Below are 25,495 nucleotides of genomic sequence, written 5' to 3'. Positions count from 1 at the left end.
CGCCATTCTTAAAACTCCAATGCGCGGGTGACGAGCAGCAGGTTCATATTCGCATCTGCGGTCGCGGAAGCAGTTGAAATCATGACCTCATAATCAATGTGCGTCGCATCCACCGATGCGACGCGGAAGAAAGCGTAGGCATAGTCGGAAACATCTGTGCCCCGTAGAGGGGAGACGAGTACATCGTCGGCTTTCGGCTCCACCCCGAGATGGTGCTCGACCGATCCGGTTTTGAGGCCGATGCTGTCGACGGGGATAGCTACGACGCGTTTGGAACTTGTGCTGATACCGGCGACGTTGAGCAACGAGGTTCCGGTACCTTCATTGACGAGATTGGCAGTAGTGCCGCCAAATATCTCGCCACGCACACGAATTTTGGTGCAGCCCTCGCCGATCCAAAGATTGGTGCCATTGCCTACGATCACACAGTCGATCGTGGCATTATCCACACTGTCGAGGTGGACGCCGAAGACGTTGTTGCGCGCGACAAAGCGCAGACGGGACTGATCAGCCTCCGCCCCCACATCGGAGTAGCTGTCCTGCCACAGATATGCGCCCTTGTGGCAACTGCGCACGATCGCGTCCGTGACGAAGCAATCTGGATTGGCGAGGTCAAAACCGTGGTTCCAGCCAACATATTCGCCGCCCTGGATGCGCGCCCACCGTGTCTTTGCGCGCACGCCCGCGCTGCCGCTAATCGTCGTCGTCTGCGATCTCCCGCCATAAGCCTTGCCATTGACGATCGCCGTCGCTTGCTTGGGGGTCGGGTCTGGGTCGCTGGCGGAGTCCTGGATGCGGATGCCGTCGCGCGGATAGGTGATCGGGTCGTCTGCATCGATCTCCAAAAACGGATCGATGACGAGCCACCCGGAGCGCATGTCATACGCCGCCGATTGCGTGCCTGGTTCGGCAAGCCCCCACTCTCTGGCGCGCGGGCTTTCCAGCACATTGCGGGTGTTTCTGCTGCTGTCGCCCTTTGCATCGACTGCATCCGAGCCGGTGCGGTAAAAGGTGATTTGGCGCAGGATGATATTATGGAAGTCATCGCGCTGGACGCCGATGCCGTACCATTGGCATTCCTTGATGGTCGCCCGTTCGCCCAGGAAGTCCGTGCAGCCGGTTGAGATATCCACGCCGGAATTATTAAAATATGTAGCCTGATTGGCTGGCGTCTGATTGTCGCGATTGCCGTCAATCGTCAGGTCGCTGAAACCGCAGCCTTTGACTGCGATCGACGCGCCGACACGCTGACCGAATTTGAGAACGTGGGCGTCCTGGCCATCGGCCAGCTGCAGGATCGTAACATTCTCGCCTGCACCTTTCAGGCGGATATTATCATGCTTCACCCACAGCCCGGCCTGGTTGTCCCAGTTGCCACCGCTGCGCGTCGTGTCGCTATTGGTGTTGCCGATCAGGAACAAACCGGCGGTGAAATGCAGGGTGCCGCCGCCGAGCGAATGAAGATAGGCGAAGGCGCTGGTCGTCAGCTTGAGCGTATCCGCGCGGGTCCCGATGCCAACGAAGCCGAAGTGCCCTGCATGAACAGGGCCTGCTGGCACCCAGCCCGGCAAATCGGGGATCGCCGTTGCCCCGCTCTTTCGCACATAACTCAACCCCTCAGCGCTCACCGTCTGGCCATCGACCGTCTCGGCAAAGACGATGGCGACCACAGCAACGAAGATAGAGCGCGCAGGGAAACCCAGCGTCCAAGGCGCTTTGAGCGAGGCCCATTCTCCCAGATCGACGACTTCGCCGTCGGGCGTCCAGATGCCGTAATCGAAGGTTCCGCGATAGAGTTTGATCGCTGCTCCTAACGAGCCGTCGGGATATTCGGCATTGAAGTCAAAACCCACCAGCGCCGCGCCCTTGTCGGCTGCGTTCGACTGCAAATCTGAAAGACGGACGCGATGGGCCACCGCCAGAGATGACGGATAGCTGCCCAGTTCCTCCGATCCCGACACAGTGCGGCGATGCAGGGTTGCAAACTCCTCGCCACCGCCCCGGACACTGAAAATGTCACCATTGGCAGTCGCCGCCTCACCTTCGGCCAATGTGTCAAACAGGGGAGCCGAGAGCTGGACAGCGAGCGCAGCCAGTTCGGCGCGGTGCGCACTGTCCTCGGCCGCTTCGACCAGCGGCTGCGCCAGCGCGTTGACGATGCTCCCCAGCGGCGCGCCAACGGTCTTGTTGTTCTGGACCATGACCACCCGTTCACCGCCGGTGGGCACGGCTGCCGGCAAGTCGGAAATCTTGCTCATTCTGCTTCTTTCCACGCGGGGTGACCGCCAATGTCCAGCGCCTCCAGTTCGGCGCCGGTCATGCGTTCGATCTGCTTTTCGATGGCGTCGGAAGCTGCGCGGATGGCGTCGATCGCAGCGAAACGGCCATCCCCAGCGGCAGATGGCGCACGCAGATCGTTGCACTGGCGCCACAGCGGCGAAATCGCGTCGATCCTTAGTGCGGCTGCGCGCTTTACCTCTTGGGAGCGAAGCAGCCGCTTGTGGGTCAAGGTCGAACTGGAAGGCCGCTGCAGCATTGGATGGCCGTCAGCCCCGACAATGATTTCGCGTCCCTGCGCCTGTCCTTCCAGCAAGGAGCGACGACGCGCTGCAGTAATCTGCACAGCATCCGCCGGCATGCTGTCGTGCAGGTCCGTCGAATAAAAGCCGGACGTCGAAGGGGAAAAGAACAGCTTCATGTCAAACCCCGATCGCCAGCCAGTCGAAGCCGTCGATCCGGTTATCGACCGCGTCTGGTGCCTGAATGTAGGCCTGAAACCCGGTTGAGCTGCGATCACGCATCTGCACGAACATGTCGCGCAGATTGTCAGCGGCAGAAATATAGGGGATCGGTGCGACAAAGAGGCATGAATTGGGAAATGCGTCCGCAAAGGTGATCGGCACTACGACTTCAGCCGTATGGATCGCACGATAATAGCCCAGCTGAACGATGATCGGTGTGCCGGGGATTTTGAAGAGCGGAATGGTCGCATTCCACCCCCCCAACTGACTGAGTGCGCCAATCAGGCTGGCAGGTGTGACCGCTTTGTCCACCGATGAACCGGCAGCTGCCTCCGACGTAGACGCTCCGGCAACTGTAATGACTCGGTCGCCTGACAGATCGCCCCCGCCAGTCGCCAGGCCTTCCCCGACGATGGTGCGAGCGCCAAAAGCGAGAAGAGCGGCATTGATCGCATCCAGACTGATCCCGAGCGGACCCAACAGCGTATCGAGCCGCTGTTTGAGTTTGAGCGGTGTGACAACGCGGCTGTCATCGGTTCCGGCTGCCACTTCGGTACCGGTTGCGATTTCCGCGACGCCCTTCACCGTTTCGGTTGCCGGGGGAAACAGAAATGCGGATTCGCCAAAGATGATGTCGGCCGCCCCGCCGTTGGCGAAGGCGACATCGAGCGCCAGCAGGAAGCTGGCGATCGACACCTTGCGGAAGATCGGATCAGGCTGGGCGTAGACGGCAAACAGCGTGCCGTCGTCCAGATAAAGACCGATGCCGCGCAGATCATAGACATCGTTCGAGCTGTCCAGCGCCGTCATGTGGATGATGGTTTCGCTGACCGCCTGTCCCGACACGGCATCGATCCGCTTGAGTTCGCCAGGCAGTACCGTGATTGTCGGGGCCATGGTGAAGGCATTGGCGGTCAGGCCAACCTCTATCACCCTGATAGCATCGGTTTCGCCAGCCTGGGCATCCACCAACGCGTCGAGACCAGCGGTGGTGATCAAAAGCTCGATCGCCATCACACAACCTCCAGAAATGGACCGTTTTCGGCCTCGATCGGTTCGCCATCTTCGGTCTGCAGATAATTGAGCCAGTTCGGACTGAGCGCACTGCTGATGTCCGCCGCCATGTCGAACCGCTCGAAGCCCGCCAGCGATGCGGCCGAAATAAGCCAGGCTTCCGCTTGCGCGCGCAGGCGGTGAACCGCAAACATGTGGGCGCTGGCAGGTTTGACAGCAGCAATGTCACGAAGGATGCGGGCGACCATGGCTTCGTCCAGCTGTACGTCGCTGTCCGCTGCGAGCGGCAGTTCGAGCCGGAAGGTCGCCGGGTCGAGATTATCACGATCCTCAAACCATTCGACAATGCCGATCAGCGGGTCAAAGCGATCGAGGACAGTCCGCAGCGACGCCTTGGTCCCCTTCATCTGTTGGAAGCGGATAGCGTCGGCAATGGCGGCGCGCTTGACCGGCTCGGTCCAATCCGCGTCCCACAGGTCAATCGACAGGCCCCAAGCCAGCCAGGGCAATAATTCCACAGGACAAGTGGCAGGATTCCAGAGCCGGTCGATCGCCACCGGCACGTCGGCCAGCGCCGCGTCAAACGCGCCGACCATGGCCCGTTCCAACTTTGTCGCATTGGGGGGAAGGAGCTGTTCGACGGGCATCAGGCAACCCCGATGCTGATGGTGGCCGCGTGACCGGCCTGCGTATCACCGATGATGATATCCGCCGCCGGACTGACGAGCTGCACGGTTTCGACGCCTTCGACCTGCAAGGCACCGGCAATGCCCGTCGCGCTGATCAGGCGACCTATTTTTCGACGCGAGGCGAGATAGGCAGCCAAGGCGGCCTGCGCGGCGGCAAGGATGATCGCCGGATCTGGCCCGGTATTGAGGAACAAGGTTGCAACGATATCAAAAGGGATGATCGTCGCGCTCTGGACAGCGACCAGATCGGTGAGCGGACGCACTTCGTCATGGGTCAACACAGCTTCAACCGCGGCGATCTGCTGCGGTGTGGCCGTGCCGTCCCCTGTGCTGCCGAGCAGGCTGACCAGCACTTCCCGCGGCACGGGCGAGGTGGCGCTGGCATCCAGAACGGTCGCGTCAGCAGTCAGGGCGTGAAAGATATAGGCGGTAACGGGACCGGCGACTGAAAAGCCATCGGGCGCGAGCTGGACGCGGCGGCGCAGTCGATCGTCATCTTCCATGACCGCCGCAGCACCGGTGGTCGGGTTGGCAGGTGAGACTTCCAGTCGGGCGACACCGTAAAAGGCGGCGAGATGATCGAGGTCGGTCCCTGCCGCCTTCGCCAACAGCATCGACACGGCCCGCTCGTTGAAATTCTGGCGCAGCAGCAGCACCTGGTAGGCGCCGACTTCCAGCGCCTTGATGACCGGATCGCTTTCCACGATCGCATCATGTTCGGGCATCAATTCCTGAAATTTCGCGATCATCAGGGTGCGGATCGCGTCGTAGGACAATTGTTCGACTACCGCCGGGGCAGGCAGGCGCGACAGGTCTACAGCCGTGACGATGGAGGGAGATGAAGCCATGGGCCGCTTGTTGCCCGCCGGAACGCGCGCGCGAAGGGGTTGGCCGGGTAGCAGGCCTTGCTACCGCCGGTAGCTTCAATCGGCGTCGGGATCGAGCATCGATGCGGCGATTTCGGCCACCAGAGCACGGTCTTCATCGGCAAAGCCGAGCAGGCGGCGCTGGGGATATTTGGTGCGGATCACGCGGCCATCGCGCAGGCGACCCACCGTATCGGTTTCTCCGAAATGATGGACTGCGGCGACACGGTCGATGGATGAAGACGAAGGCATGATTTCCAAGCCATCGGCGCTGGCGTCTATCTTCCAGGCCTTCGCCAGACGAAGGCGACGGAACATGCGCCCGCCTGCCTTTTGACGGACCCTGCCCGGCTTGCGCTTTTCCATAGCGCCGCCCTCCGGCTCGACATTGGCACCGATGCGCTGGATGTTGGCACGGCGCAGCGCCTGCCCCAGCTTCAGTGTGGCGGAGCGACGGCGCGCGGGCGCAAGGCCCGCCATGATACGGCCAAGCCATCGTTCCAGTTCGGCCAGATCCTCCGCCATCAGCCGGGCTGCTCATCCCAATCGACGGCATCCAGCAGCGGCACGGGATCGACACCGGCAAAGCCCAGATCGTCGCCGAACAGCGGATCAGGTTCGGGCAGATAGGCCAGCGCGAAGCTGCCGCCATCCTGCGGCGCGACCGTGACATTCTGGGTCAGCTGGATCTGAAGCATGACGTCGGCGCTGCCATTGTCCAATATGTCGGCGTCGAAGCTGAAACCTTCCTTGCCCGGCACCAGCAGGTCAGGCTGGTTGACGCGCAGCCAGCGAAAAATGGCGTGGGACAGAACGGCAATGTCGCTGGTCATTTCCACGATCAGGACATTGGCCTGAAAGGTGAAGCCGAACGCGTCGGTCGCCGTCCCCTGACAGCGCCCTGCCCCGCGCTCGATCCAGATCCGCAGATTTTCCGGGCTGCGGGCCAATTCCGGCAGGGCAGCGGTGATTGCAGCGCGCAAGGTTGTCAGTTTGAGCATGTCAATCCCACAGATTGACGGTTTCAAGGGTGGTGGGTGCGAGATCGGGCAGCGCGGGCAAATTGACGATGGTCCCTGCGGGCAGCATCGGCCCCAGCGCGGCCAGCCCCGGATTGAGCGCCAGCACCTGTTCGGTCACGTCCTGCGTTCGACCCAGAACCCGCCAGCAGATGGCATCGACCGTTTCACCGTCCATGGCGGTTGCCGTGGTCAAATCAATTCCACCATGTTGCGGGCGACGGGATCGCCGCCGATGCTGAGCAGGTCGGCGACGGCGGCCAGCGCGCGGCGGCGCAGTTCGTCGCTGGTCAGGTCTTTTTCGGCGGAACGATCGAGGCCCTGATCGGTGGCGGTCACGTCACGATAGTCTGCGGCCAGATCCGCGCCGGCAAAATAACGGACGATGCGTTCCCAAAGCACCTCCGCAAGGTTGCGCCCGTTGATTTCCAAATCGGTGACCGCGTCAAGCGCTTCATGGCCCGCAAGTACCTGAACGGTGCGCCAGTCAACCAGCTCGCGAAAGGCATGGAGCATCCCGCCCTCGATCGCTTCGGTCAGACGCGAAGTGGTGACGACGCCTTCGCCCAGGCGTAGCCGGTCGCGGACGTCGGCCAGCGCGATCGGCGGGAACCAACCGTCCGCAACGACGATGGTTTCGGGCGCTTCGGGTGCCGGGGCAGGTGAGGAAATCAGGCCGGTCATGCGGGGCAAGTCCTGTCATTTTGGGGGGGTGAGGATGGCGTGGTCGGCGAAACCGTACAGGGTCGCCGCCGCGTCATCCGCCCCCCCAGCGCCGGGGGGCGTTCCTATTCCTGATCGCCGTCGTCGCCAGTGTCATCGTCGGAGGTTGCATCTTCCATCGCCTTGAGCTTCCGGGCGACGCGCTCCATGTCCTTTTTCACGCCCACGTTGCGGTCGAGTTCGAAGGCGCGGGCCAAATGGGTCATGGCTTCGCTGGTGAAAGCGGCTTTGCCGCCCGCCGGGGCATTGTCAGCGGCGGGATCGAAGGTTTCCGCCCTCCGCTCATAGGCGCGGCCGATGGCCTTGTGCAGCTTCGCCCGCGCCTGATCAGGCATATCGGCGTCCTTCGAAAGGGTGCTGGCGCGCATCAGCTGTTCCAGCGTCACGTCTTCATGTTGGGCCAGGGCGACGGTCGCAATGTCTTCAGCCAGAAAGCAGGCGGCAGTGCGGTTGTAGCGTTCAGGCAGGACCAGATTGTATTTCAGGACATGCGCGCCAAGGCGCAGCGCATAGTCGAAATCGCGATAGTCGATCGCCCAGATCATGTTGGTGACCAGGATTTCATCCTGCGCCGCCTGCCCCGCTTCCCCGGCGGCCAGCACGCCATCGATCCACGGCCTGAAGGCCTGCGCCATCTCCGCCTTCATCGGGTTGCGCGCCTCGATCGACTGGACGTCGGCCAGCTTGCGCAGATTGTCATGCAGCAGCACCCGCAGGGACGCATATTCACGGCCCGCCTCGCTGTCGGTAGCTGGCTCAGGCGGAGCGACGCTTTCGTCGGGGATGTCACCGGCCAGCTGGGCAAGCACTTTCTGGCGGTGGCGCAGGGCGGGGCTGAACATGGCAAGTCTCCGATAAAATGTGACCGCCCTGTTCGGTGGGCGATCGACCGGGTCGGTTATGGGCTATCCGCCCCCTCCCCGGCCATTGGCTCAGGCTCCGGCGGCACCGGCCCGAACGCCAGTATCCGCCATCAAAGCCCCTCCGGTTATTACGGGGCGGGTCGGGCTGGCGACGCGCCGAGCACGATGTTTTCAACGAGCGAACACATGCCATATTCCTCGACCACGAAATCCTCATTGACGCTTTCGTAGTTGGCGATGCGGTTATATTCCGGTTCATCCTTCAGCTGGCGACGGCGCGTTTCTTCCTGCCAATAGATGGACAGGTTATCGAGCCGGGTGATCAGGATGGCGTTGGCCGGGAAGAACGGTACACGCACCGCCGGAAGCCCGCCGATCTGCTTGGTCGAACGCAGGATGCGATCGGTCGCTTCCACTTCGGTAGCCGTGGTACCGGTGGTCTGGGCAATGTTGAAATATTTGTCATCGACCAGGTCATGCCCAACGATCGCCACCAACTCGGTGTCACCACGCCACCATTCGGGGATCAGCCGCTTGGCATCCAGCACCAGCGCGTCGAGCGAACTATAGTCGGCTTCCGCAGTGGTCGCGTTGTTCAGGCTGGCATCGTACAGGTCAAACCCGGCCTGGACGTAGATCGCCTTCAGCGCCGGGTTGTTTGTGCCATCCGTCTTGACGGTCAAATTACCGTCGCTGAACACTTGGGCGGGCGCATGGGTGCGAATTTTATGGAGCCAGCCTTCATTCACATCCTGCAAGAGCGGATTTGCGTCGCGATCGGTTTCGTCAGCTGCCTCTTCGCCGTACCAACCGATCATGATCCGGTCCCGCCCCTGCTGCTGCAATATCGCGTTGCGCAGCAGGATTTCGAAATCAGGCTTATGACGCCAGGCATCCATCGCCGCATAGCTACGTGACCAGTCATACTCGGTCTGTTCACACATGTAGGTGCGCTTCCGGCTATTTCCGGTCGGATCGGTCGGATTGCGGCGAGCGCCGCCGCTGGTGTCCGTCCGACCTGCGATGGTCCGAGTGGTGGTAAGGCCCAAAACCTCGCCCTTCTGCTGGGTCACAGGCACAACGTTGATCGCGTTCAGGAATTCGGACGATTCCTTCATCACGCTTTCGAGCTTCTGCTCGATCACGGGATCGACATTGAATTGAGTGGTCGCGCTGGGGACCGAATTGATGAGCGCGATCTGCGAACAATAGGCCGAGAAGAGGGCACGAGTTGTATTATGCATGGGTGTTCATCCTGAAGGTGTGGCCGGGGCGGATCGCGGGGATTGAGGGGTCAGCAGTCGGTCTTGGCGAATTGACCGCTCTGGCCATTGGACAGGGGCCGCTGGCGATATTCTCGCGCCGGCTTCTTTTCCTGTTCGTCGCCCAGCTTCTTGAACTGGAGCGCCAGGCCGTCGACTTCGGTGCGCAATTCGGTACGGAGCGCGCCGATCTCGGCGGTAACGCCCTTGGACAATTCTTCGAACATCGGCTTGAGCATCGTGAAATCGAAGATCGCAGGCTTGTCGTCGTCGGCCTTGCCGCCCGGCTTTTCCTCCGGCTTCTGTGCCCCGAACTTGGCGGCGAAGGCGTCAAACATGCCGCCCAGCCTGTCGAAGAATTTGCTTCCATCGTCACCCGTTCCCGCTTCGGCCAGCTCGATCAGAGCCGCTTCGTCGCGCGACAGGTGAATGGTGCCGGGCATTTGCCGGTTAAATTGCAGGCGCCCCGTGGCGATCGCCGCCGGACTGTCGGTCAGGGCGCAGCCCATGAGGTAGGCGAAGCCCTTGCCTGCGAAATTTTCCTCGATTTCGATGGACGGATAGACCTTCTGGCCCGCGTCGTTGAGCGCCTTGGCATCTTCGGTCACGTCGAACACGCCGAACAGGCCCAGGCGCTTTTCGGTCTTGCCGTTGAAATTAACGTCCACCTCGGCGGTCGAAACCTCCAGCACATCGCCATAGCTGCGGAACGGCTTGTCGCCGGAAATGCCCCGGATATGCTCGATGTTCAGGCGCGCGCCATAGGTTTTGGGGTCGTAGCTGGACGCAATTTCCTTCAGTATCTTATCATCGATATTGCGCCCGTCGACGGTGGGACCGGCAGTGGCGAGCAGGAAGGGCTTGGTTTTCATCAGGTCGGCTCCGGTTCAGGCGGGTCGTTGCGATTTCGTCTGATCCACGGAAAGCCGATCCGGCACACCATAGGCAACGCGCGGGCGCGGTAGCATCGTCTGCTACCCCGGCACCCGTTCGACAGAGGCCACGCAAGCGGGTGCATGGCAGGCTATGCCCAGCGCCGCCCTATCCGATCCCGACAGTTACCAGGCCATCAGCCGACAGGTAGGTCGCGCCCAGCGGCGGGAGGCCCGTTCGCTCTATTGGCGCGGGTGGCGGATCAAGGACATCGCCGCCGATCTGGATCTGGCCGAAGGGACGATCTCCAGCTGGAAGAACCGCGATGGATGGGATTTCGATCCGCCGGTCGTAATCATTGAAGACCGGATTGAGGCGAAGATCGCCACATATCTGGACAAGCCCGATTTCAACGAAGGCGACATGAAGCGGGTCGACTTCCTGATGCGCCAGCTGGAGCGGGCGGCGCGCGTCCGCAAATATAGCGAGAGCGGCAAAGAGGGAGACCTGAACGAAAAGATCGGCGCGCGGAACGACGATAAGGCCAAGGCCAAGCGGGCCGACAAGCGCAAGAATTTCCTGACGCTGGAGCAGTGGCAGGCGCTGCTGGACGACTTTCACTCCAGAAATTTCGACTATCAGGAGCATTGGTGGGAACACCGGCACGAGCGCACCCGCAAGCTACGCAAGAGCCGTCAGGTCGGCGCGACATGGTATTTCGCGCGCGAGGCGCTGGCCAAGGTGGCCGAGGCCGTGCTGCAGGGCATTGGCGCGGATGCGCTGGAAGAGGATGAACGCCCGCGCAACCAGATATTCCTGTCGGCCTCGGAGCGCCAGGCGCTCAAATTCCGACGCGAGATTGTCGGGTGGGTGCGGCGCGTTACCGGGGTGGAGCTGACCGGCAAGATCATCATGCTCGATTTCGTCGGGCAGTATCCGGCCGATGACGAGGGCGAGGCCAGCGGCCCGTCGCTCGATCCGGTCGGTTTTTACTTTCTGTCCACCAATAGCGCGACCGCACAGGGCGAGAGCGGTGATTTCTACTTTGACGAATATGCGTGGGTCCATGGTTTCGCGCAGCTGAGCAAAGTCGCCAGCGCGATGGCGACGCACAAGATTTACAAGAAAACCTATTTTTCCACGCCATCGACCAAAGCCCATGAAAGCTATGCTTTCTGGTCGGGCGAGGAATGGAACAGGGGCCGTCCAAAGGGCCAGCAGCAGCCGTTCGACATCAGCCTGAAGAATCTGCGCAAGGGCGCGCGGATGCCCGATGGATCGTGGCAGCAGATATTGACCATCCATGATGCGGTGGCCGGTGGGCTGGGCAAGCTGGTCGATGTGGGCGAGCTGCGCCGCGAATATTCGGAGGAGGAGTTCCGCAACCTCTTCGACTGCGAGGATGTGGACGATAGCGAGAGCAGCTTTCCCTATGCCCGCATCGCCCCGGCGCGCGTCGATAGCTTCCTCAAATGGCGCGACTTCAAGCCCGCGCTGGTCGACATTCCCGGCGCGCGTCCCTTTGGGGAGAAGCGCGTCTGGCTTGGCTATGATCCCAATAATCAGGGCCGCGACGATGCGGCGCTGGTCGTGCTCGCACCGCCCGATGATCTGGGCCGGGGCAAGTTCCGCGTCCTGGAGAAATACCGGCTTAACGGGATGGATTTCCAGCAGCAGGCCGATTTCATCAAAGCGGTGGCGGAGCGTTATAATGTTACCGACATTGCGATCGACACGTCTGGAAGTGGCAACGGCGTCTATCAACTGGTCAAAAACTGGTTCCCGACGGTCCGCAAGATCGAATATTCGGTGGCGAGCAAGACGGCGCTGGTCATCAAGGCGCAAAGCATTTTCCGCGCCCAGCGGATCGAATTCGACGCGGGTTGGACGGACCTGATGCAGGCGTTGATGGCGATCCGCCCGACGCTGACCGGCAGCCAACGCGGCGTCACCTATACCGCCAGGCGCAACGGCGAAATCGGCCATGCCGACCTTGCCTGGGCGTTGCTGCACGCCCTTTCCAACGAACCACTTGACGCGGGGAGCGCCAGCGAAGGCAGCGGCGGCTCCGTGACCTTTTGCGACTGACAGGAGCCTTTTGCATGAATGACGTTCCATCCACCGACGTGATCGAGCAGGTCAAGGCCGACGATGTGCGCCTGACCGGCGGCGGGGACATGTTCAGTTTCGGCGATGCCGAAGGCGTCCTAGATCGCCGCGAACTGGCCCAGTATTTCGAGGTCTGGCACAATGGCCGCTGGTATGAGCCGCCATTGCCGATGGGCAGGCTGGCCCAGACGTTCAACATGTCGCCCTATCATCGCAGCGCCGTGGCGCTGAAGGTCAATCTGCTGGTCTCGCAACAGGTGTCGAGCCGGTGGCTGGACAGCGACACGTTCGAGCGATTCGCGCTGGATTTTGTGCAGATGGGCAATGGGTATCTGGAATGGGTGCCGAACATGGCGGGGCGCGTGGCGCAGGCGGCGCACAGCCCGGCTGTGCATACGCGGGTTGGGGTGAAGCCAGGCGTATTCTGGTTCGTCAACGGGCCGGTGGGCGGGATGCATGAATATGAGGCTGGGCGGATTTTCCACCTGCAGCAGCCCGATGTGGCGCAGGAAATATATGGGATGCCGGAATGGCTGGCGGCTCTACAATCGGGCCTGTTGAGCGAAAATGCGACGATTTTCCGCCGCCGCTATTATCTGAACGGCGCTCATGCCGGATTTCTGCTTTATCTGAGCGAGCCACTGGCCGACGTGGCGACCGCCGATGCGATGAAAGAGAAGCTGCGCCAGGCCAAGGGCGTCGGCAATTTCAAAAATATCTTCGTGCATATCCCAACGGGCAAGAAGGACGGCATCCAGATTATGCCGATCGCCGATGTGACGGCGAAGGATGAATTCAACAATGTGAAGAATATCAGCCGCGACGACTTGCTGGCAGGTCACCGGACACCGCCGCAGATGATCGGCGTGATTCCGCAGAATAATGGCGGCTTCGGCAAGATCAGCGAAACGCGGGACGCCTATTACGAAATGGAGATCGTGCCAATCGCCCGCCGGATGCTGCGCATGAACGCATGGTTCGGGGTGAAGATACTGGCCTTTGCCGATTATGTGTGCGCCGACGGGGCCATCATCCGTCAGGTCGGGGACAGCTTTCAGAAGCTGCCTGCAGGCACGCGCTAGAGATACCCCCGCCCGAAAAGGCGGGGGGCCGGGGCGCTGTAACGCCCCAAGCCCGACGAGACCAGCTCGTCATGATCCCGTTCGGTCCCGCCACGGGACCACCCCGCCTGCCGACTCGGCGCGGGGACTCGTATGGAAACAAAGACATGGAGTCGACTCTTCAAACTGGCCTCGATCCGGTGCAACCGGCGAAGCCACTGGCCCCCTATATCGGAGGCAAGCGCCAGCTTGCCGCCCGGCTCATCCGCCTGATCAACGATATCGATCATCAGACTTATGCCGAAGCTTTTGTCGGCATGGGCGGCGTGTTCCTGCGACGCGATCGACGACCGAAAAACGAGGTGATCAACGACTGGTCGGAGGATGTTGCGACCTTTTTCCGGGTCATACAGCATCACTATGTGGCGTTTCTGGACATGATGCGGTTCCAGATCACGAGCCGGGCCAACTTCGAAAAGCTGCTGGCGCTGGAGCCTGCATCGTTGACCGACATGCAAAGATCGGCGCGGTTTCTCTACATCCAGCGGCTTGCCTTCGGCGGGAAGGTAGCGGGGCGTCACTTTGGCGTCGCGACCGAACGGCCAGGGCGCTTCGATGTGACGCAGCTGGGCGCGATGATCGAAGCGGTGCATGAGCGCATGGCCGGGGTGATCATCGAACGACTGCCATGGGCGGACTTCATTGCCCGCTACGATCGGCCAGGCACGCTCTTCTATCTCGATCCGCCCTATTACGGGTCAGAGGGCGACTATGGCCGCGCGCTGTTCGATCGCGGGCAGTTCGAGACCATGGCGGAGCAGCTGCGCTCGATTCGTGGGCGGTTCATCCTGTCGCTCAATGACCATGTCGAGGTGCGGCGGATTTTCGCCGGGTTTGATTTCCGCACCGAAGAGCTGAGCTATACGGTCGGCGCGCGCGGGGCCACGGCTGCCCGCGAGGTCATCATTACAAACTGACAGGCGGCGCGGGCGGGAGCGAGGTTGCTCCTGCCCGATTGCCGCCCTGTGTGGCCGCCACAGGCCGCCTCGGGGCGTTGACGCGCTCCCCACCCACCCACATCGACTGATCACGCCCCTGCGCCACGCTGGGCGGCTGTCAGGCTACCCGATGCCTGCGCCCAGCCCCCGCGCGCCGCGCTCACCCCCACGCCTCGCTTTCGGCTTCATCATCGATTTCCTTGCATCACAAGCGCTCTGCCCGCGCCTTGATGGCCGGGTCTGCCCATCGCAGCGACCTAACATTCCTAATGTGGCCGGAAAACAACGCTAGAACCCGCAGAAAACCGCCATTTATGGGATTAGGTCTGCGACATAATATGACCTAATATTCTCGGCCAGCAATCCTTATCCCTTTGCATTTGCGTCATAATTTTGACGGTGGATATTACAAGAGATAGACATAATCTCATTATATAAATGTTATGTTTTTATTATGTGCTAAGTATCTGAAATGAGGCCCATGTTAGGAATGTTAGGTGTTTGCGACGCATACCCGGCACTTGTGTCAGCCTGACGCATTGCCGCGCATTTTTCCGCTGGCTTCAGTTCTGAGCCTAATGGTTCGGACTTGGTGCGAGAGCTTGCAGATCCCTGCGCCTCGCGCTCGCTATGGCCGGGACAAGCTTTGGTCGGGACTATGTCGGGACTCTAGGTTCCCTTCTGTTCCGTTCAGTCCCGCTCTGTTCCGCGAACGCGCTGTTGACGGATGCGAAAATTCGCCTAAAAGCGCCGGAATTCCCTACGGGGGCGATTAGCTCAGTTGGTAGAGCGTCTCGTTTACACCGAGAATGTCGGCGGTTCGAGCCCGTCATCGCCCACCAGTTTTGCCCTACTGGTTTCGCGCAAGCGAGGGCACCATCAATCAAACCGCCTGCGTATCGTTCATCCTGTAGCAAGTATCACTGCGGCACCATCGCGCCATGCCTTTCGCAGCCCTTATTGGCGGCACCATCGCGCCTGCCCTGCTGATGCTGTCCCCCTTTGCGGTGATGGTGGCGAGCGATTGCGCCGACTGGAGGCCCGCTGCCAAGGCCGTGCAGGATAGCAAGGGTCAGCCCTGCAAAAGACCCCGCCTGCCGCTGATGTAAGCGCTCACCACATATTGCAGCGCAGCGCCGCCGCTGCTAGGTCCGCGATCATGATCCAGCCGCCTGAAATCATCCGAGTCTCCAAATCCCGCGTCTCCTGCGACGGTTCAGGCGACATTCCCGCAGCGCTCGGCCATCCGCGCGTGTTTCTCGAAATCGACGAACATGGCTATGTCGATTGCGGTTATTGCGATCGGCGCTTCGTACTAATCGGCAGCATCGCCGACACTGGCGACATCGGCAGCAAGCCCGATATCGCTTCGGGCGCCAGCCTCTAACTTTTCCTTTGGGCCTGGCTACTGTCGCCCCTATATCGGGGGCATGACCGATCCGACCGCCCAATTTACCGACGCCCGTGGCCTTCTCTATCGCCCCGGCCTGCTTGATCCCGATGGCGCACGCTGCCTGACCGCCGATGCGCTCAAAAGCTGCGACGATGGCGAACTTTACCTGCAATATCGCGCGAGCGAGAGTTTCGGCTTCGACGATGGGCGGCTGAAAACCGCCGATTATTCGACAGATGCCGGGTTCGGCCTGCGCGGCGTATCGGGCGAAATGACGGGCTTTGCCCATGCCAATGACATCAGCGAAGCCGCTATCCGCAAGGCGGCCCAGACGCTGACCCTGCTCGATCCCGCAACCGCTCCCCCCGCGCCGCCGCCCCAGCGCACCAACCGCCATCTCTATACCGACGCCAATCCGCTGGAGATCGTCCCCTTTGCCGAGAAGGTGACGCTATGCGCCGCGATCGACGCGGCTGCCCGCGCGCGCGACCCGCGCGTCGCGCAGGTGTCGGTCAGTCTGGCCGGGAGCTGGTCGGTGATCGAGATCGTCCGCGCTGACGGCTTTACCGCCACCGACATCCGCCCGCTGGTGCGGCTTAACGTCTCGCTGATCCTGGAAGAGGATGGTCGCCGCGAAACCGGCAGCTTCGGCATTGGCGGGCGCTATCTCTATGATCAGGTGATGGAACCTGCCGTCTGGAATCGCGCCATCGACGAAGCTCTGGCGCAGGCGCAGGTCAATCTCCGCTCCGTCGCTGCGCCTGCTGGCGAGATGACCGTGCTGCTTGGTCCCGGCTGGCCGGGTGTCCTGGTGCATGAAGCGATCGGCCACGGGCTGGAAGGCGACTTCAACCGTAAAGGGACCAGCGCCTTTTCCGGTCGCATTGGCCAGCGCGTCGCCGCGCCTGGCGTCACCGTCGTCGATGACGGCGCGATTGCCAGCCGCCGCGGTTCGCTATCCATCGATGACGAAGGCACTCCGACGCGCGAGAATATCCTGATCGAGGATGGCATATTGCGCGGTTACATGCAGGACCGGCTCAACGCCCGGCTGATGGGGGTTGAGCCCACCGGCAACGGTCGTCGCGAAAGCTATACCCATGGCCCTATGCCGCGCATGACCAACACCTTCATCAAGGGCGGCAATGACGACCCGGAAGAATTGTTGTCGCGCATGAAGTCCGGCATCTTCGCCAAAAGCTTTGGCGGCGGTCAGGTCGACATCGTGTCGGGCAAGTTCGTTTTTTCCTGCACCGAGGCGTACCGGGTCGAGAATGGCAAGCTGGGTGATCCGATCAAGGGCGCAACGCTGATCGGCGATGGTCCGACCGCGCTGACCAAGGTGGTCGGCATCGGCAACGACTGGGCGCTGGACGAAGGCATCGGCATGTGCGGCAAGGGCGGACAAAGCGTGCCTGCCGGGGTTGGCCAGCCAACCTTGCTGTTGGAGGGGCTGACGGTCGGCGGCACGGCGACCTGACGCTTTGCCGCTACGGAAGGCGGAACCGGTCGGGAGGGTCGTGAGTATAGGCCCTATGAACATGCTGACCGACAGCCACGAAGCGGTTACTGCCGATTGGGCGGCGGCCTTGCTCGACTTCTGGTTCAACCAGGTCGGGGAAACAGGCTGGTACAGCCATGACCCTGCGCTTGATCATCAGTGCCAGGCGCGATTTCAGCCTTTATGGGCCGAAAAGAAGGCGCTGCCTGCCGACGCTTTCCTTGACCGCGCCGACGATGCGCTGGCCGCGGTGATTCTGTTCGATCAGTTGCCGCGCAATATGTTCCGCGGATCGGCGGAGGCATTTGCCACCGACGCGCTGGCGCGGGACGTGGCGCGGGGGGCGATTGCCCATGGCTATGACATCCAGATCGGCGGGGCCGGACGGCTCTTCTTCTACATGCCGTTTCAGCACAGCGAGGCGCTGGAAGATCAGGAACTGTCGTTGAGCCTGTTCGAAGGTACAGGTGATGAGCGATCGATGGATTTTGCCCGCCAGCATCATGCAATCATCGCCCGCTTCGGCCGTTTCCCCCATCGCAATGCCGCACTGGGCCGGGAAACGCGGCCGGAAGAGGCCGACTCCGCTACGGAAGGCGCGCAATGGTAGGCTGATGCTGCCTATTTTTTAAGCATCAATAGATGGCTGCCCATTTTTTTGGCGCTGCCCTTCGCATCATCGCGCCATAAGCCCGCATTAACGCGTGTTTAACAAATTGGCACGTCTCTTGCTGAGTAGTCCCCTGCACACCAGTAACAGGGGGCGACATGAAACTTGTCATGGCTATCATCAAGCCGTTCAAGCTTGACGATGTCCGCGAGGCACTCTCCTCGCTCGGCATCGCAGGTATGACGGTCAGCGAAGTAAAGGGCTTCGGCCGCCAGAAGGGGCAGACCGAAATCTATCGCGGCGCCGAATATTCCACCAACATGGTCCCGAAGATCAAGATCGAGGTCGTTTGCGACGACGACCTTGCGCCGCGCGTCGTGGAAGCGACCCAGGCGGCCGCCAATTCGGGCGCCATCGGCGATGGCAAGATCTTCGTCCTCGATGTCGGTCAGGCCGTGCGCATCCGCACCGGCGAGACCGGCGAAACCGCGCTGTAAGAAGGGGGAAATAATGACCTTTTCCAAAAAACTTTGCGGGGTTGCGGGGGCAGCCGGGCTGTCGCTCTTCACCGCTCTGCCCGCTTGGGCACAGGATGCGGCGGCACCCGCCGCGACCGTCGACAAGGGCGATACGGCCTGGATGATGATGTCGACCGTCTTGGTTCTGGCGATGATCCTGCCAGGCCTGGCGCTGTTCTACGGCGGCCTCGTTCGCACGAAGAACATGCTGTCGGTCATGACGCAGATCGGCGCGGCGGCCTGCCTCGCGATGCTGATCTGGGTGATGTACGGCTATTCCATGGCATTCGGGCCGGACTATACCAGCGGCCTGTCCAACTTCATTTCGACCTTTGACAAGGCGTTCCTGAAGGGAATCACCCCGGCGTCGCAGGCCGCGACGTTCACGGCGGGTGTCGAAATCCCCGAATATGTGTTCGTCTGTTTCCAGATGACCTTTGCCGCGATCACCGTGGCGCTGGTGCTGGGTTCGGTAGTCGAGCGCATCAAATTCTCGGCCGTGATGGTGTTTGCCGCTGTCTGGCTGACGATCGTATATTTCCCGATCGCGCACATGGTATGGGCAGCGAGCGGCTATTTCTTCAAGCTCGGCGCGCTCGACTTTGCGGGCGGCACCGTCGTCCACATCAATGCGGGCGTTTCGGCTCTGGTAGCCTGCATCATCCTGGGCAAGCGTATCGGCTTTCCCAAGGAACCGATGGCTCCCCACTCGCTGACGCTGACCGGCGTTGGCACTGGCCTGCTGTGGGTTGGCTGGTTCGGCTTCAACGCCGGTTCGGCCCTCGAAGCCAATGGTTCGGCGGCTCTGGCCATGATCAACACCTTCGTCGCCACGGCGTCGGCTGGCCTCTTCTGGATGCTTGCTGAAAAGCTGAACGGCCACAAGGGTTCGGCTCTGGGCTTCTGTTCGGGCATCATCGCCGGCCTGGTCGCCGTTACGCCGGCCGCTGGCAACTCCGGCCCGTTTGGCGCCATCATCCTGGGCGCTGTCGCTTCGATCATCTGCTTCTATGCCGTGACCGTCATCAAGCCCAAGCTTGGCTATGACGACTCGCTGGATGCATTCGGCATCCACGGCGTTGGCGGCATGATCGGCGCCATCGGCACCGCGATCGTCTACTCGCCTGCCTTTGGTGGCCCCGGCGCGGAAGATTATGTGATCTTCGACAAGCTGCTGGTCCAGCTTTACGCGGTCGGTGTGACCATTGTCTGGGCCGCCATCGGCACCGTGGTCGCCATCTTCATCGCCAAGGCAGTTACCGGCCTGCGTGTCAGCCAGGAAGTCGAACTGGAAGGTCTCGACCTCGGCGAGCACGGCGAGCGCGCCTACAATATGTAAGACTTGGCAGGGCGGGCCGCCCGGAACGGGACAAGGCCCACCCGCCCCACATTGTTCCTCCTGCGAACATGCCTCGGGCCGATGCGAAAGCATCGGTCCTTTTTTTGGCGCGTGAGGGGCAGCGTCAGGCGGTGGGGCGGGTCCACAGGCCGGCCGGGCGCGGCGTTGTTGCGGGCCAGCGGCGCGCGCGGCCAATCACCTGCCAGCCGGACCGGGCTACCCACAGCAGCTTGTCGGATTTGGGCGTGACGACGCGATGGTCCCATGCCTGCTCGCCCCGTCTGGCGACCTCCCGCGCGATGTCGCCATAAATGCCCGCTGCGGCCAGCACAGCCCATGCCGCGCGCGGCGGCAATGCGCCGGTGCCGTGGCGCGCGCTTTGTTCATAGGCGGCGGCCATGTCGGCCATACGCTTGCCCAATAGGGCAAGGCGCGGGCGGACCCATGGCTTCATATGCTCGCCGGGCGGAATATCCATTTCCGCGAGCCACTCCTGCGGCAGGTAGCAGCGGTCGGCGGCTTCATCCTCGCTGATGTCGCGGGCGATGTTCGCCAGTTGAAACGCCAGCCCCAGATCGCAGGCGCGGTCAAGCGTCGCCTGATCGGCCGGATCGACCCCCATCAACACCGCCATCATGCAACCGACAGCGCCCGCGACATGATAGCAGTAGCGCAGCATATCGTCCTGGCTGCGCGGCCTCCAGTCACGCGCGTCGAGCGCGAACCCTTCGATCAGGTCATGCGCATAGCGGGCCGGAATGGCGCATTCGCGCATCACCACGCCAAAGCCGTCAAAGGCCGGATCGCCGGTCGCCTCACCGCGCAGCGCCATGTCGGTCATGACGCGGATGGTCGACAATCGCGCCTGCCCGTCGCTTACGCCGGTGAGCGTGCCGCCATGGTCCTGTCCGTCGGCAATGTCGTCGCACTTGCGGCACCAGGCGTAGAGCAGCCAGGCCCGTTCGCGGGTTACCCGGTCGAACAGGGTCGAGGCCATGGCGAAGGATTTGGAGCCGCGCGCGATGCTCGCCTGCGCATGGGCGACGAGGGCGGGACGGTCGAGATGTGGCGAACCTGTCAGAGCCGCTCCGCCTTCATCGCGAAGATCGTTTCGTGGGGCTGATAGGCGGCCATGGTATCGAGCAGGGCGTCTATGCTGTCGGCATGCAGCAGGATGCCCGCATGCTGGGCGCGGATGAAGCCTGCCGCCACCATCTGCCGGTTGAAGCCGATCAGCTGGTCGTAAAAGCCGCCGACATTGAGCAGGCCGACCGGCTTTTGATGATAGCCCAGCTGCGACCAGCTGATCGCCTCCCACAATTCGTCCATCGTCCCTACCCCGCCCGGCAGGGTGACGAAGCCGTCCGACAGGTCGGTAAAGAGCTGTTTGCGCTGGTGCATGGTCTGGACGACGTGCAGCTGCGTGCAGCCGCGATGGGCGACTTCCGCACCGACAAGGGCGTCGGGGATCACGCCAATCACCTCGCCACCAGCCTCCAGCGCCGCGTCAGCCACAGCGCCCATCAGGCCGAGACGTCCACCGCCATAGACGACGCCGATTCCACGGGCGGCGAGGGTGCGTCCGACATGGCGGGCGGCTTCGATGAAGATCGGATCGGCGGGGGTGGCTGATCCGCAATATACGGCCAATCTATTCATACTCTTCCCATATTCACCATATGGCATCGTGATAATATCGATATAATTCAGATGCTTAGCCTAAAGCAGCCAGATCCTCTATCATCAGTGCCGCTGTCGCCTTCGCGCTGCCGACGACGCCGGGGATGCCAGCGCCCGGATGCGTGCCTGCCCCTACCAGATACAGGTTGGGAATCACATCGTCGCGATTATGCGCGCGGAACCAGGCGCTCTGGGTCAGCAAGGGTTCCAGGCTGAAGGCGCTGCCCAGATGGGCGTTCAGATCGCGGCCGAAATCGGACGGCGCATAATGGAACTGGGTGACGATGCGCGACTGGATGTCGGGGATCAGGCGATGCTGGATTTCGTCCAATATCCGGTCGGCATAGGCGGGGGCGAACTGATCCCAGTCGATCGGCAGCTTGCCCATGTGCGGCACCGGGGCGAGCGCATAGAAGGTCGAATGACCGTCCGGCGCCATCGACGGATCGGTCACGGTCGGATGGTGCAGATAGAGCGAGAAATCCTCCGGCAGCACGCCATGATCGTAGATGTCCGTCAGCAACCCCTTATAGCGCGGTCCGAACAGGATCATATGATGCGGGATGCCGGGCCAACTGCCCTTGATCCCGAAATGCAGCACGAACAGGCTGGGCGACCAGCGCTTTTGCGCCAGCTTTTCCCCCTGCTTTGCCCCGCGCGGATGGTGGGCCAGCAGATCGCGATAGCTGTGCATCAGGTCGGCGTTGCTGGCGACAGCATCCGCCTCCCCGCGCCAGCCCGACGCTGTATGCACGGCGGTGATCCTGTCGCCCTGGGTTTCGATCCGGGTCACCTTGTCACCCAGCCGCAACGTGCCGCCCAGCCGTTCGAAATGAGTCGCCATGGCCTGCACCAGACGATTGGTCCCGCCCTTCGCGAACCAGACGCCGCCATCCTTTTCCAGCTTGTGGATCAGCGCATAGATGGCGCTGGTGTTCATCGGATTGCCGCCGACCAGCAGCGTATGAAAGGACAGCGCCTCGCGCAGCTTGTCATTCTTCACATAGGACGAAACGATCGAATAGACCGACCGCCAGGCCTGATATTTGGCGAGCGCGGGCGCGGCCTTGATCATCGAGGCGAAGTCGAGAAAGGCGACCGAGCCGAGCTTGCGATACCCCTCCTCATACACCCCGGCGGCATAATCGAGGAAGCGTTCATAGCCGGCGACGTCGGCGGGATCGAGCTTGGCGATCTCCGTGCGCAGCGACGCTTCGTCATTGCTGTAATCGAAATTGGTGCCGTCGCGCCAGTTGAGGCGGTAGAAGGGGCTGACCGGCATCAGCGTCACGTCCTGCGCCATGTCATGCCCCGACAGGCGCCACAGTTCCGACAGGCAATCGGGATCGGTGATGACGGTCGGCCCGGCGTCGAAGGTGAAGCCGTCCTTTTCCCACATATAGGCGCGGCCACCGGGACGGTCGCGCGCCTCTACCAAAATGGTGTCCATGCCGGCGGATTGCAGGCGGATGGCAAGCGCGAGGCCGCCAAAGCCTGCGCCGATGACGATCGCTTTTCTGGTCATCAGGCGGGCGGATTCAACAATGTTCGCATGGCATCCCTTATGGGCACGGGGGGGCGTCCGCACAAGATGCGGATGCGGTCGGTCAGGGTGGAGCGCCCGGCGTAGAAGCGCTGGATCAGCGGCGCGGACAGGCGGTAGAAGCGGGCGAAGATGCGCCAGCGCTGGTCGGGCCGGGCCGCACCGAACAGCATCTTGCCGAGCAGGCGATAATAGCCGCCAGCGCGCCAATGGGCGGCGGCGCGGGCGCGGGTGACCATGGCCAGACGATCGAGCGGCTGATCCACGAGCCAGGTGGCGAAACGGACGGCATCAGGGAGCGAATAGCCGGTCATGGGCTGAAACAGCCCCGCCCGCACACCGGCGCGGGCGACCGTATCTTGCGCCGGCCAATAGCTGTCGAAATCGCCGCCATGGACAACCGGCAGCACACCCTGTTCGCGGTGGACGACCGTGCCGTGCCAGCCCTTTGCCTGCGCATAGGCCGCGATCCGCGTGCCGATGCTGGCGACATCCAGCGCCGGGCTGTTGCTGTAATATGTGTCTTCGATGAAGATGGTGCGGGCGTCCCAAGGCAGCAGATAGACGAAGCGATACCCGTCAATCTGCTCCACACTCGCATCCATGATGACGGGCCGGTCGATCCCGTGCGGCGCATCGAGCCGTAGCGTATGGCCCACAAACTTCTGCCAGCCACAGCGCAGCGCCGACAGGTCGCCCGCCCCGCGCGCATCGATCACCGCCCCTGCGGTAATTTCCAACCCGTCGGCCAGCATGACCGCATCGGGCGTCACCGACACCACATCCGCCCCCGTCAGCACGGCGTCACCCAGCACGGCGCGGATATGCGCGTCGAGCCGGGGCGAGGCGATGCTGTTATAGGGGGTATCGAGTTGCCGATGGTGGCCGGGAAAGCGGACATCATGCCCCTGCGGCCAGCGATGGCTGATCAAGGGATCGACCAGCCAGCGGTCGCCGGGCACCACATCGCCATCGAAAAAGGACCAGATATGGTTGCCGCCAATCCCGGCGTCGCGTTCCACCAGCGCCAGCCGCACATCGGGCCGCCGGGAGGCGAAGGCGAGCGCGATCAGGCTGCCCGCCAGGCCGCCGCCAAGGATCGCCAGATCGCATTCCACCCGGTTGGTCATGCGATCCTGTTAGGGGAGGCTGTGCGGCAAGGCCATGACCCAAATGGCGCGGCGGTATGGTTTTTGGGGAAGCGATTGAAGATGGCGGACCTGTTCAGCACAGCATGACCATAGCTTGATCCGTTGGTTTCGAGCGCAATCGAGAAACCTGCGCGGTGTTTCTCGACTTCGCTAGAAACGAACGGAGGTTTGAGCAGGAGGCTCTGGTAAGCGTCCCCAAAATAGTATAGGGGGGTACCCTATGCATATCATCGCCGATCGGGACAAGTTGCTGGCGCGGGTGCGCCGTATCGCGGGACAGATTGCCGCCGTGGACCGCCAGTTGACGGGGGACGCCGACTGTTCCGAAACGCTGCAACTGGTGGCGTCGGTGCGCGGCGCAGTCGGCAGCCTGATGGAGGAACTGATCGAACAGCATATGCGCGAGCATGTCGCACGACCGGGCCTGACCGATGCCGAGCGGAGCGCCGCAAGCGAGGAAATGCTGGCGCTGATCCGCCGCTACGGGAAATGACGATGCACGACGGCCATGATCACCGGCATGACGATCACAGTCATGACCACACCCCTGCCCCAACGCCCGACACGGCGTCCATGGAGGGCGAGGACAGCCATTATTTCGACCATATCTATCTGTCCGCCGGGCATGACGAGAATGCGAAGCGTACCCTGTGGGTCGTATGGCTGACCGCCGCGACCATGGTGGTGGAGATTGTCGCGGGATGGACCACCGGATCGATGGCGCTGCTGGCCGACGGCTTTCATATGGCGACGCATGCGGGCGCGCTGGCCGTGGCGGCGGCGGCCTATGCTTATGCCCGGCGGCACGCGCGCAACCCGCGTTACACGTTCGGGACGGGCAAGGTCGGCGATCTGTCCGGCTTTGCCTCTGCCCTGCTGCTGGGCGTCATGGCGCTGTTCATCGCAATCGAATCGGGGATGCGGTTCTTCCAGCCGGTCGAGGTCGCCTTTGGCGAGGCGACGCTGGTGGCTGTCGTCGGGCTGGTCATCAACATCATCAGCGCGTTCCTGCTGGGGCATGACCATAGCCATGATCATGGCCATAGCGATCATGGGCATGATCATGCCCATGGGGCCAAACACAGCCATGCCGACAATAATCTGCGCGCCGCCTATGTGCATGTGCTGACCGATGCGCTGACGTCGGTACTGGCGATCGCGGCGCTGCTGGCGGGGCGCTATCTGGGCTGGCGGTGGATGGACCCGGCGGTCGGGCTGCTGGGCGCGGTGGTGATCGCGCGCTGGGCCTGGGGGCTGATGAAGGATACCGCCGCGATCCTGTTGGATACAGCGGAACCGGCGCTGATGGCGAGAGTACGGACGCTGGTGGAGGCCGAGGGCGCGACCATCTGTGACCTGCATGTCTGGCGCATCGGCCCGCATGCCCATGCGTCGATCATCAGCCTGGCGCCGGGCGCGGACGTTGCACGAGTCCGGGCGCGGGTGAAGTCGCTACCGCGGATGGAGCATGTGACGGTGGAAGGGTGATATTTCCATGCTGTAAGGGGATTGCCCTGCGCACCGGCTTTGTCCGATGATGCG

27 protein-coding genes and 1 tRNA gene are annotated in these 25,495 nt (G+C 62.3%); 12 read left to right on the top strand and 16 right to left on the bottom strand.

Features of this window, described 5'->3' with window-relative positions; genetic code table 11:
* Window positions 1-8: 8 nt before the first annotated feature.
* From IWY39_RS12765 to IWY39_RS12710, 12 genes are all read right to left on the bottom strand, one after another.
* A complete protein-coding gene (locus IWY39_RS12765) occupies window positions 9-2,258 on the bottom strand; it encodes a hypothetical protein (protein WP_196871564.1) in 2,250 nt (749 codons plus the stop codon).
* The gene (locus IWY39_RS12760) at window positions 2,255-2,698 is read right to left on the bottom strand and encodes a hypothetical protein (RefSeq protein ID WP_196871563.1); all 444 of its coding nucleotides are present in this window, start codon (window positions 2,696-2,698) and stop codon (window positions 2,255-2,257) included. The genes IWY39_RS12765 and IWY39_RS12760 overlap by 4 nt, the downstream gene beginning before the upstream one ends.
* Before the next feature lies 1 nt (window position 2,699).
* Entirely contained in the window at window positions 2,700-3,755 is a 1,056-nt protein-coding gene (locus IWY39_RS12755) for a gp53-like domain-containing protein (RefSeq protein WP_196871562.1), read from the bottom strand.
* Window positions 3,755-4,402 carry a phage tail protein I gene (locus IWY39_RS12750; protein WP_269207990.1) on the bottom strand — a complete coding sequence of 216 codons (648 nt, stop codon included), beginning with the start codon at window positions 4,400-4,402 and terminating at the stop codon, window positions 3,755-3,757. Before IWY39_RS12750 ends, IWY39_RS12755 begins: the two co-directional genes overlap by 1 nt.
* A complete protein-coding gene (locus tag IWY39_RS12745) occupies window positions 4,402-5,292 on the bottom strand; it encodes a baseplate assembly protein (protein WP_196871561.1) in 891 nt (296 codons plus the stop codon). Before IWY39_RS12745 ends, IWY39_RS12750 begins: the two co-directional genes overlap by 1 nt.
* 75 nt (window positions 5,293-5,367) lie before the next feature.
* A complete protein-coding gene (locus tag IWY39_RS12740) occupies window positions 5,368-5,835 on the bottom strand; it encodes a phage virion morphogenesis protein (protein ID WP_196871560.1) in 468 nt (155 codons plus the stop codon).
* Window positions 5,835-6,311 carry a phage tail protein gene (locus IWY39_RS12735; RefSeq protein ID WP_196871559.1) on the bottom strand — a complete coding sequence of 159 codons (477 nt, stop codon included), beginning with the start codon at window positions 6,309-6,311 and terminating at the stop codon, window positions 5,835-5,837. The genes IWY39_RS12740 and IWY39_RS12735 overlap by 1 nt, the downstream gene beginning before the upstream one ends.
* 1 nt (window position 6,312) lies before the next feature.
* The gene (locus IWY39_RS12730; RefSeq protein ID WP_443019985.1) at window positions 6,313-6,525 is read right to left on the bottom strand and encodes a tail protein X; all 213 of its coding nucleotides are present in this window, start codon (window positions 6,523-6,525) and stop codon (window positions 6,313-6,315) included.
* On the bottom strand, window positions 6,522-7,013 hold the full coding sequence (locus IWY39_RS12725; protein WP_196871558.1) for a head completion/stabilization protein: 492 nt from the start codon (window positions 7,011-7,013) through the stop codon (window positions 6,522-6,524). The genes IWY39_RS12730 and IWY39_RS12725 overlap by 4 nt, the downstream gene beginning before the upstream one ends.
* A 104-nt stretch (window positions 7,014-7,117) precedes the next feature.
* A complete protein-coding gene (gpM, locus tag IWY39_RS12720; RefSeq protein WP_196871557.1) occupies window positions 7,118-7,894 on the bottom strand; it encodes a phage terminase small subunit in 777 nt (258 codons plus the stop codon).
* 149 nt (window positions 7,895-8,043) lie between these two features.
* The gene (locus tag IWY39_RS12715) at window positions 8,044-9,159 is read right to left on the bottom strand and encodes a phage major capsid protein, P2 family (protein WP_196871556.1); all 1,116 of its coding nucleotides are present in this window, start codon (window positions 9,157-9,159) and stop codon (window positions 8,044-8,046) included.
* Between the two features lie 50 nt (window positions 9,160-9,209).
* Window positions 9,210-10,049: a GPO family capsid scaffolding protein gene (locus tag IWY39_RS12710; protein ID WP_196871555.1), complete on the bottom strand. Its 840-nt coding sequence runs from the start codon at window positions 10,047-10,049 to the stop codon at window positions 9,210-9,212.
* A 154-nt stretch (window positions 10,050-10,203) separates the two neighbouring features.
* Here IWY39_RS12710 and IWY39_RS12705 point away from each other — a divergent pair, with 154 nt between their 5' ends.
* The 10 genes from IWY39_RS12705 to IWY39_RS12660 all read left to right on the top strand — a co-directional run bounded on the left by IWY39_RS12705 (window position 10,204) and on the right by IWY39_RS12660 (window position 19,579).
* Window positions 10,204-12,138, top strand: a complete 1,935-nt coding sequence (locus tag IWY39_RS12705; RefSeq protein WP_196871554.1) for a terminase large subunit domain-containing protein — start codon at window positions 10,204-10,206, stop codon at window positions 12,136-12,138.
* Window positions 12,139-12,152: 14 nt separating this feature from the next.
* Window positions 12,153-13,241, top strand: coding sequence for a phage portal protein (locus IWY39_RS12700; protein ID WP_231377523.1), 1,089 nt, complete (start codon window positions 12,153-12,155; stop codon window positions 13,239-13,241).
* Between the two features lie 146 nt (window positions 13,242-13,387).
* Window positions 13,388-14,197 carry a DNA adenine methylase gene (locus tag IWY39_RS12695; RefSeq protein ID WP_196871553.1) on the top strand — a complete coding sequence of 270 codons (810 nt, stop codon included), beginning with the start codon at window positions 13,388-13,390 and terminating at the stop codon, window positions 14,195-14,197.
* A gap of 787 nt (window positions 14,198-14,984) precedes the next feature.
* A tRNA-Val gene (locus IWY39_RS12690) sits at window positions 14,985-15,060 on the top strand.
* Between the two features lie 99 nt (window positions 15,061-15,159).
* Complete coding sequence (locus IWY39_RS12685; RefSeq protein WP_019054509.1) at window positions 15,160-15,327, top strand: hypothetical protein; 168 nt, start codon at window positions 15,160-15,162, stop codon at window positions 15,325-15,327.
* 50 nt (window positions 15,328-15,377) lie between these two features.
* Window positions 15,378-15,605 carry a zinc-finger domain-containing protein gene (locus tag IWY39_RS12680; protein ID WP_017183784.1) on the top strand — a complete coding sequence of 76 codons (228 nt, stop codon included), beginning with the start codon at window positions 15,378-15,380 and terminating at the stop codon, window positions 15,603-15,605.
* 43 nt (window positions 15,606-15,648) lie between these two features.
* A complete protein-coding gene (gene tldD / locus IWY39_RS12675) occupies window positions 15,649-17,091 on the top strand; it encodes a metalloprotease TldD (RefSeq protein WP_107123398.1) in 1,443 nt (480 codons plus the stop codon).
* Between the two features lie 55 nt (window positions 17,092-17,146).
* Window positions 17,147-17,722 (top strand): DUF924 family protein, encoded by a 576-nt coding sequence (locus tag IWY39_RS12670; protein WP_107123399.1) that lies wholly within the window; start codon window positions 17,147-17,149, stop codon window positions 17,720-17,722.
* A 158-nt stretch (window positions 17,723-17,880) separates the two neighbouring features.
* Window positions 17,881-18,219 carry a P-II family nitrogen regulator gene (locus IWY39_RS12665; protein WP_004209785.1) on the top strand — a complete coding sequence of 113 codons (339 nt, stop codon included), beginning with the start codon at window positions 17,881-17,883 and terminating at the stop codon, window positions 18,217-18,219.
* A 13-nt stretch (window positions 18,220-18,232) separates the two neighbouring features.
* Window positions 18,233-19,579 (top strand): ammonium transporter, encoded by a 1,347-nt coding sequence (locus IWY39_RS12660; RefSeq protein ID WP_019054512.1) that lies wholly within the window; start codon window positions 18,233-18,235, stop codon window positions 19,577-19,579.
* A 124-nt stretch (window positions 19,580-19,703) separates the two neighbouring features.
* Here the strand turns inward: IWY39_RS12660 and IWY39_RS12655 are convergent, their stop codons facing one another.
* From IWY39_RS12655 to crtY, 4 genes are read right to left on the bottom strand one after another with little or no spacing between them, the layout of a single operon-like run.
* Window positions 19,704-20,603, bottom strand: a complete 900-nt coding sequence (locus IWY39_RS12655; protein WP_254908107.1) for a phytoene/squalene synthase family protein — start codon at window positions 20,601-20,603, stop codon at window positions 19,704-19,706.
* Window positions 20,604-20,656: 53 nt separating this feature from the next.
* Window positions 20,657-21,238: a TIGR00730 family Rossman fold protein gene (locus IWY39_RS12650; RefSeq protein ID WP_019054514.1), complete on the bottom strand. Its 582-nt coding sequence runs from the start codon at window positions 21,236-21,238 to the stop codon at window positions 20,657-20,659.
* Between the two features lie 55 nt (window positions 21,239-21,293).
* On the bottom strand, window positions 21,294-22,784 hold the full coding sequence (locus IWY39_RS12645; protein WP_107123400.1) for a phytoene desaturase: 1,491 nt from the start codon (window positions 22,782-22,784) through the stop codon (window positions 21,294-21,296).
* Complete coding sequence (crtY, locus tag IWY39_RS12640) at window positions 22,784-23,932, bottom strand: lycopene beta-cyclase CrtY (protein ID WP_107123401.1); 1,149 nt, start codon at window positions 23,930-23,932, stop codon at window positions 22,784-22,786. Before crtY ends, IWY39_RS12645 begins: the two co-directional genes overlap by 1 nt.
* 241 nt (window positions 23,933-24,173) lie before the next feature.
* Between crtY and IWY39_RS12635 the strand changes: the two genes are divergently transcribed.
* Both IWY39_RS12635 and dmeF read left to right on the top strand, forming a co-directional pair.
* Window positions 24,174-24,446 (top strand): metal/formaldehyde-sensitive transcriptional repressor, encoded by a 273-nt coding sequence (locus IWY39_RS12635; RefSeq protein WP_017183776.1) that lies wholly within the window; start codon window positions 24,174-24,176, stop codon window positions 24,444-24,446.
* The gene (gene dmeF / locus IWY39_RS12630; protein WP_107123402.1) at window positions 24,443-25,441 is read left to right on the top strand and encodes a CDF family Co(II)/Ni(II) efflux transporter DmeF; all 999 of its coding nucleotides are present in this window, start codon (window positions 24,443-24,445) and stop codon (window positions 25,439-25,441) included. Before IWY39_RS12635 ends, dmeF begins: the two co-directional genes overlap by 4 nt.
* Window positions 25,442-25,495 lie beyond the last annotated feature (54 nt).

This window comes from Sphingobium sp. JAI105, from assembly GCF_015752145.1.
GTDB classification, from domain to species: Bacteria; Pseudomonadota; Alphaproteobacteria; order Sphingomonadales; family Sphingomonadaceae; genus Sphingobium; species Sphingobium xenophagum.
This window is presented reverse-complemented; position numbering and strand designations above follow the sequence as displayed.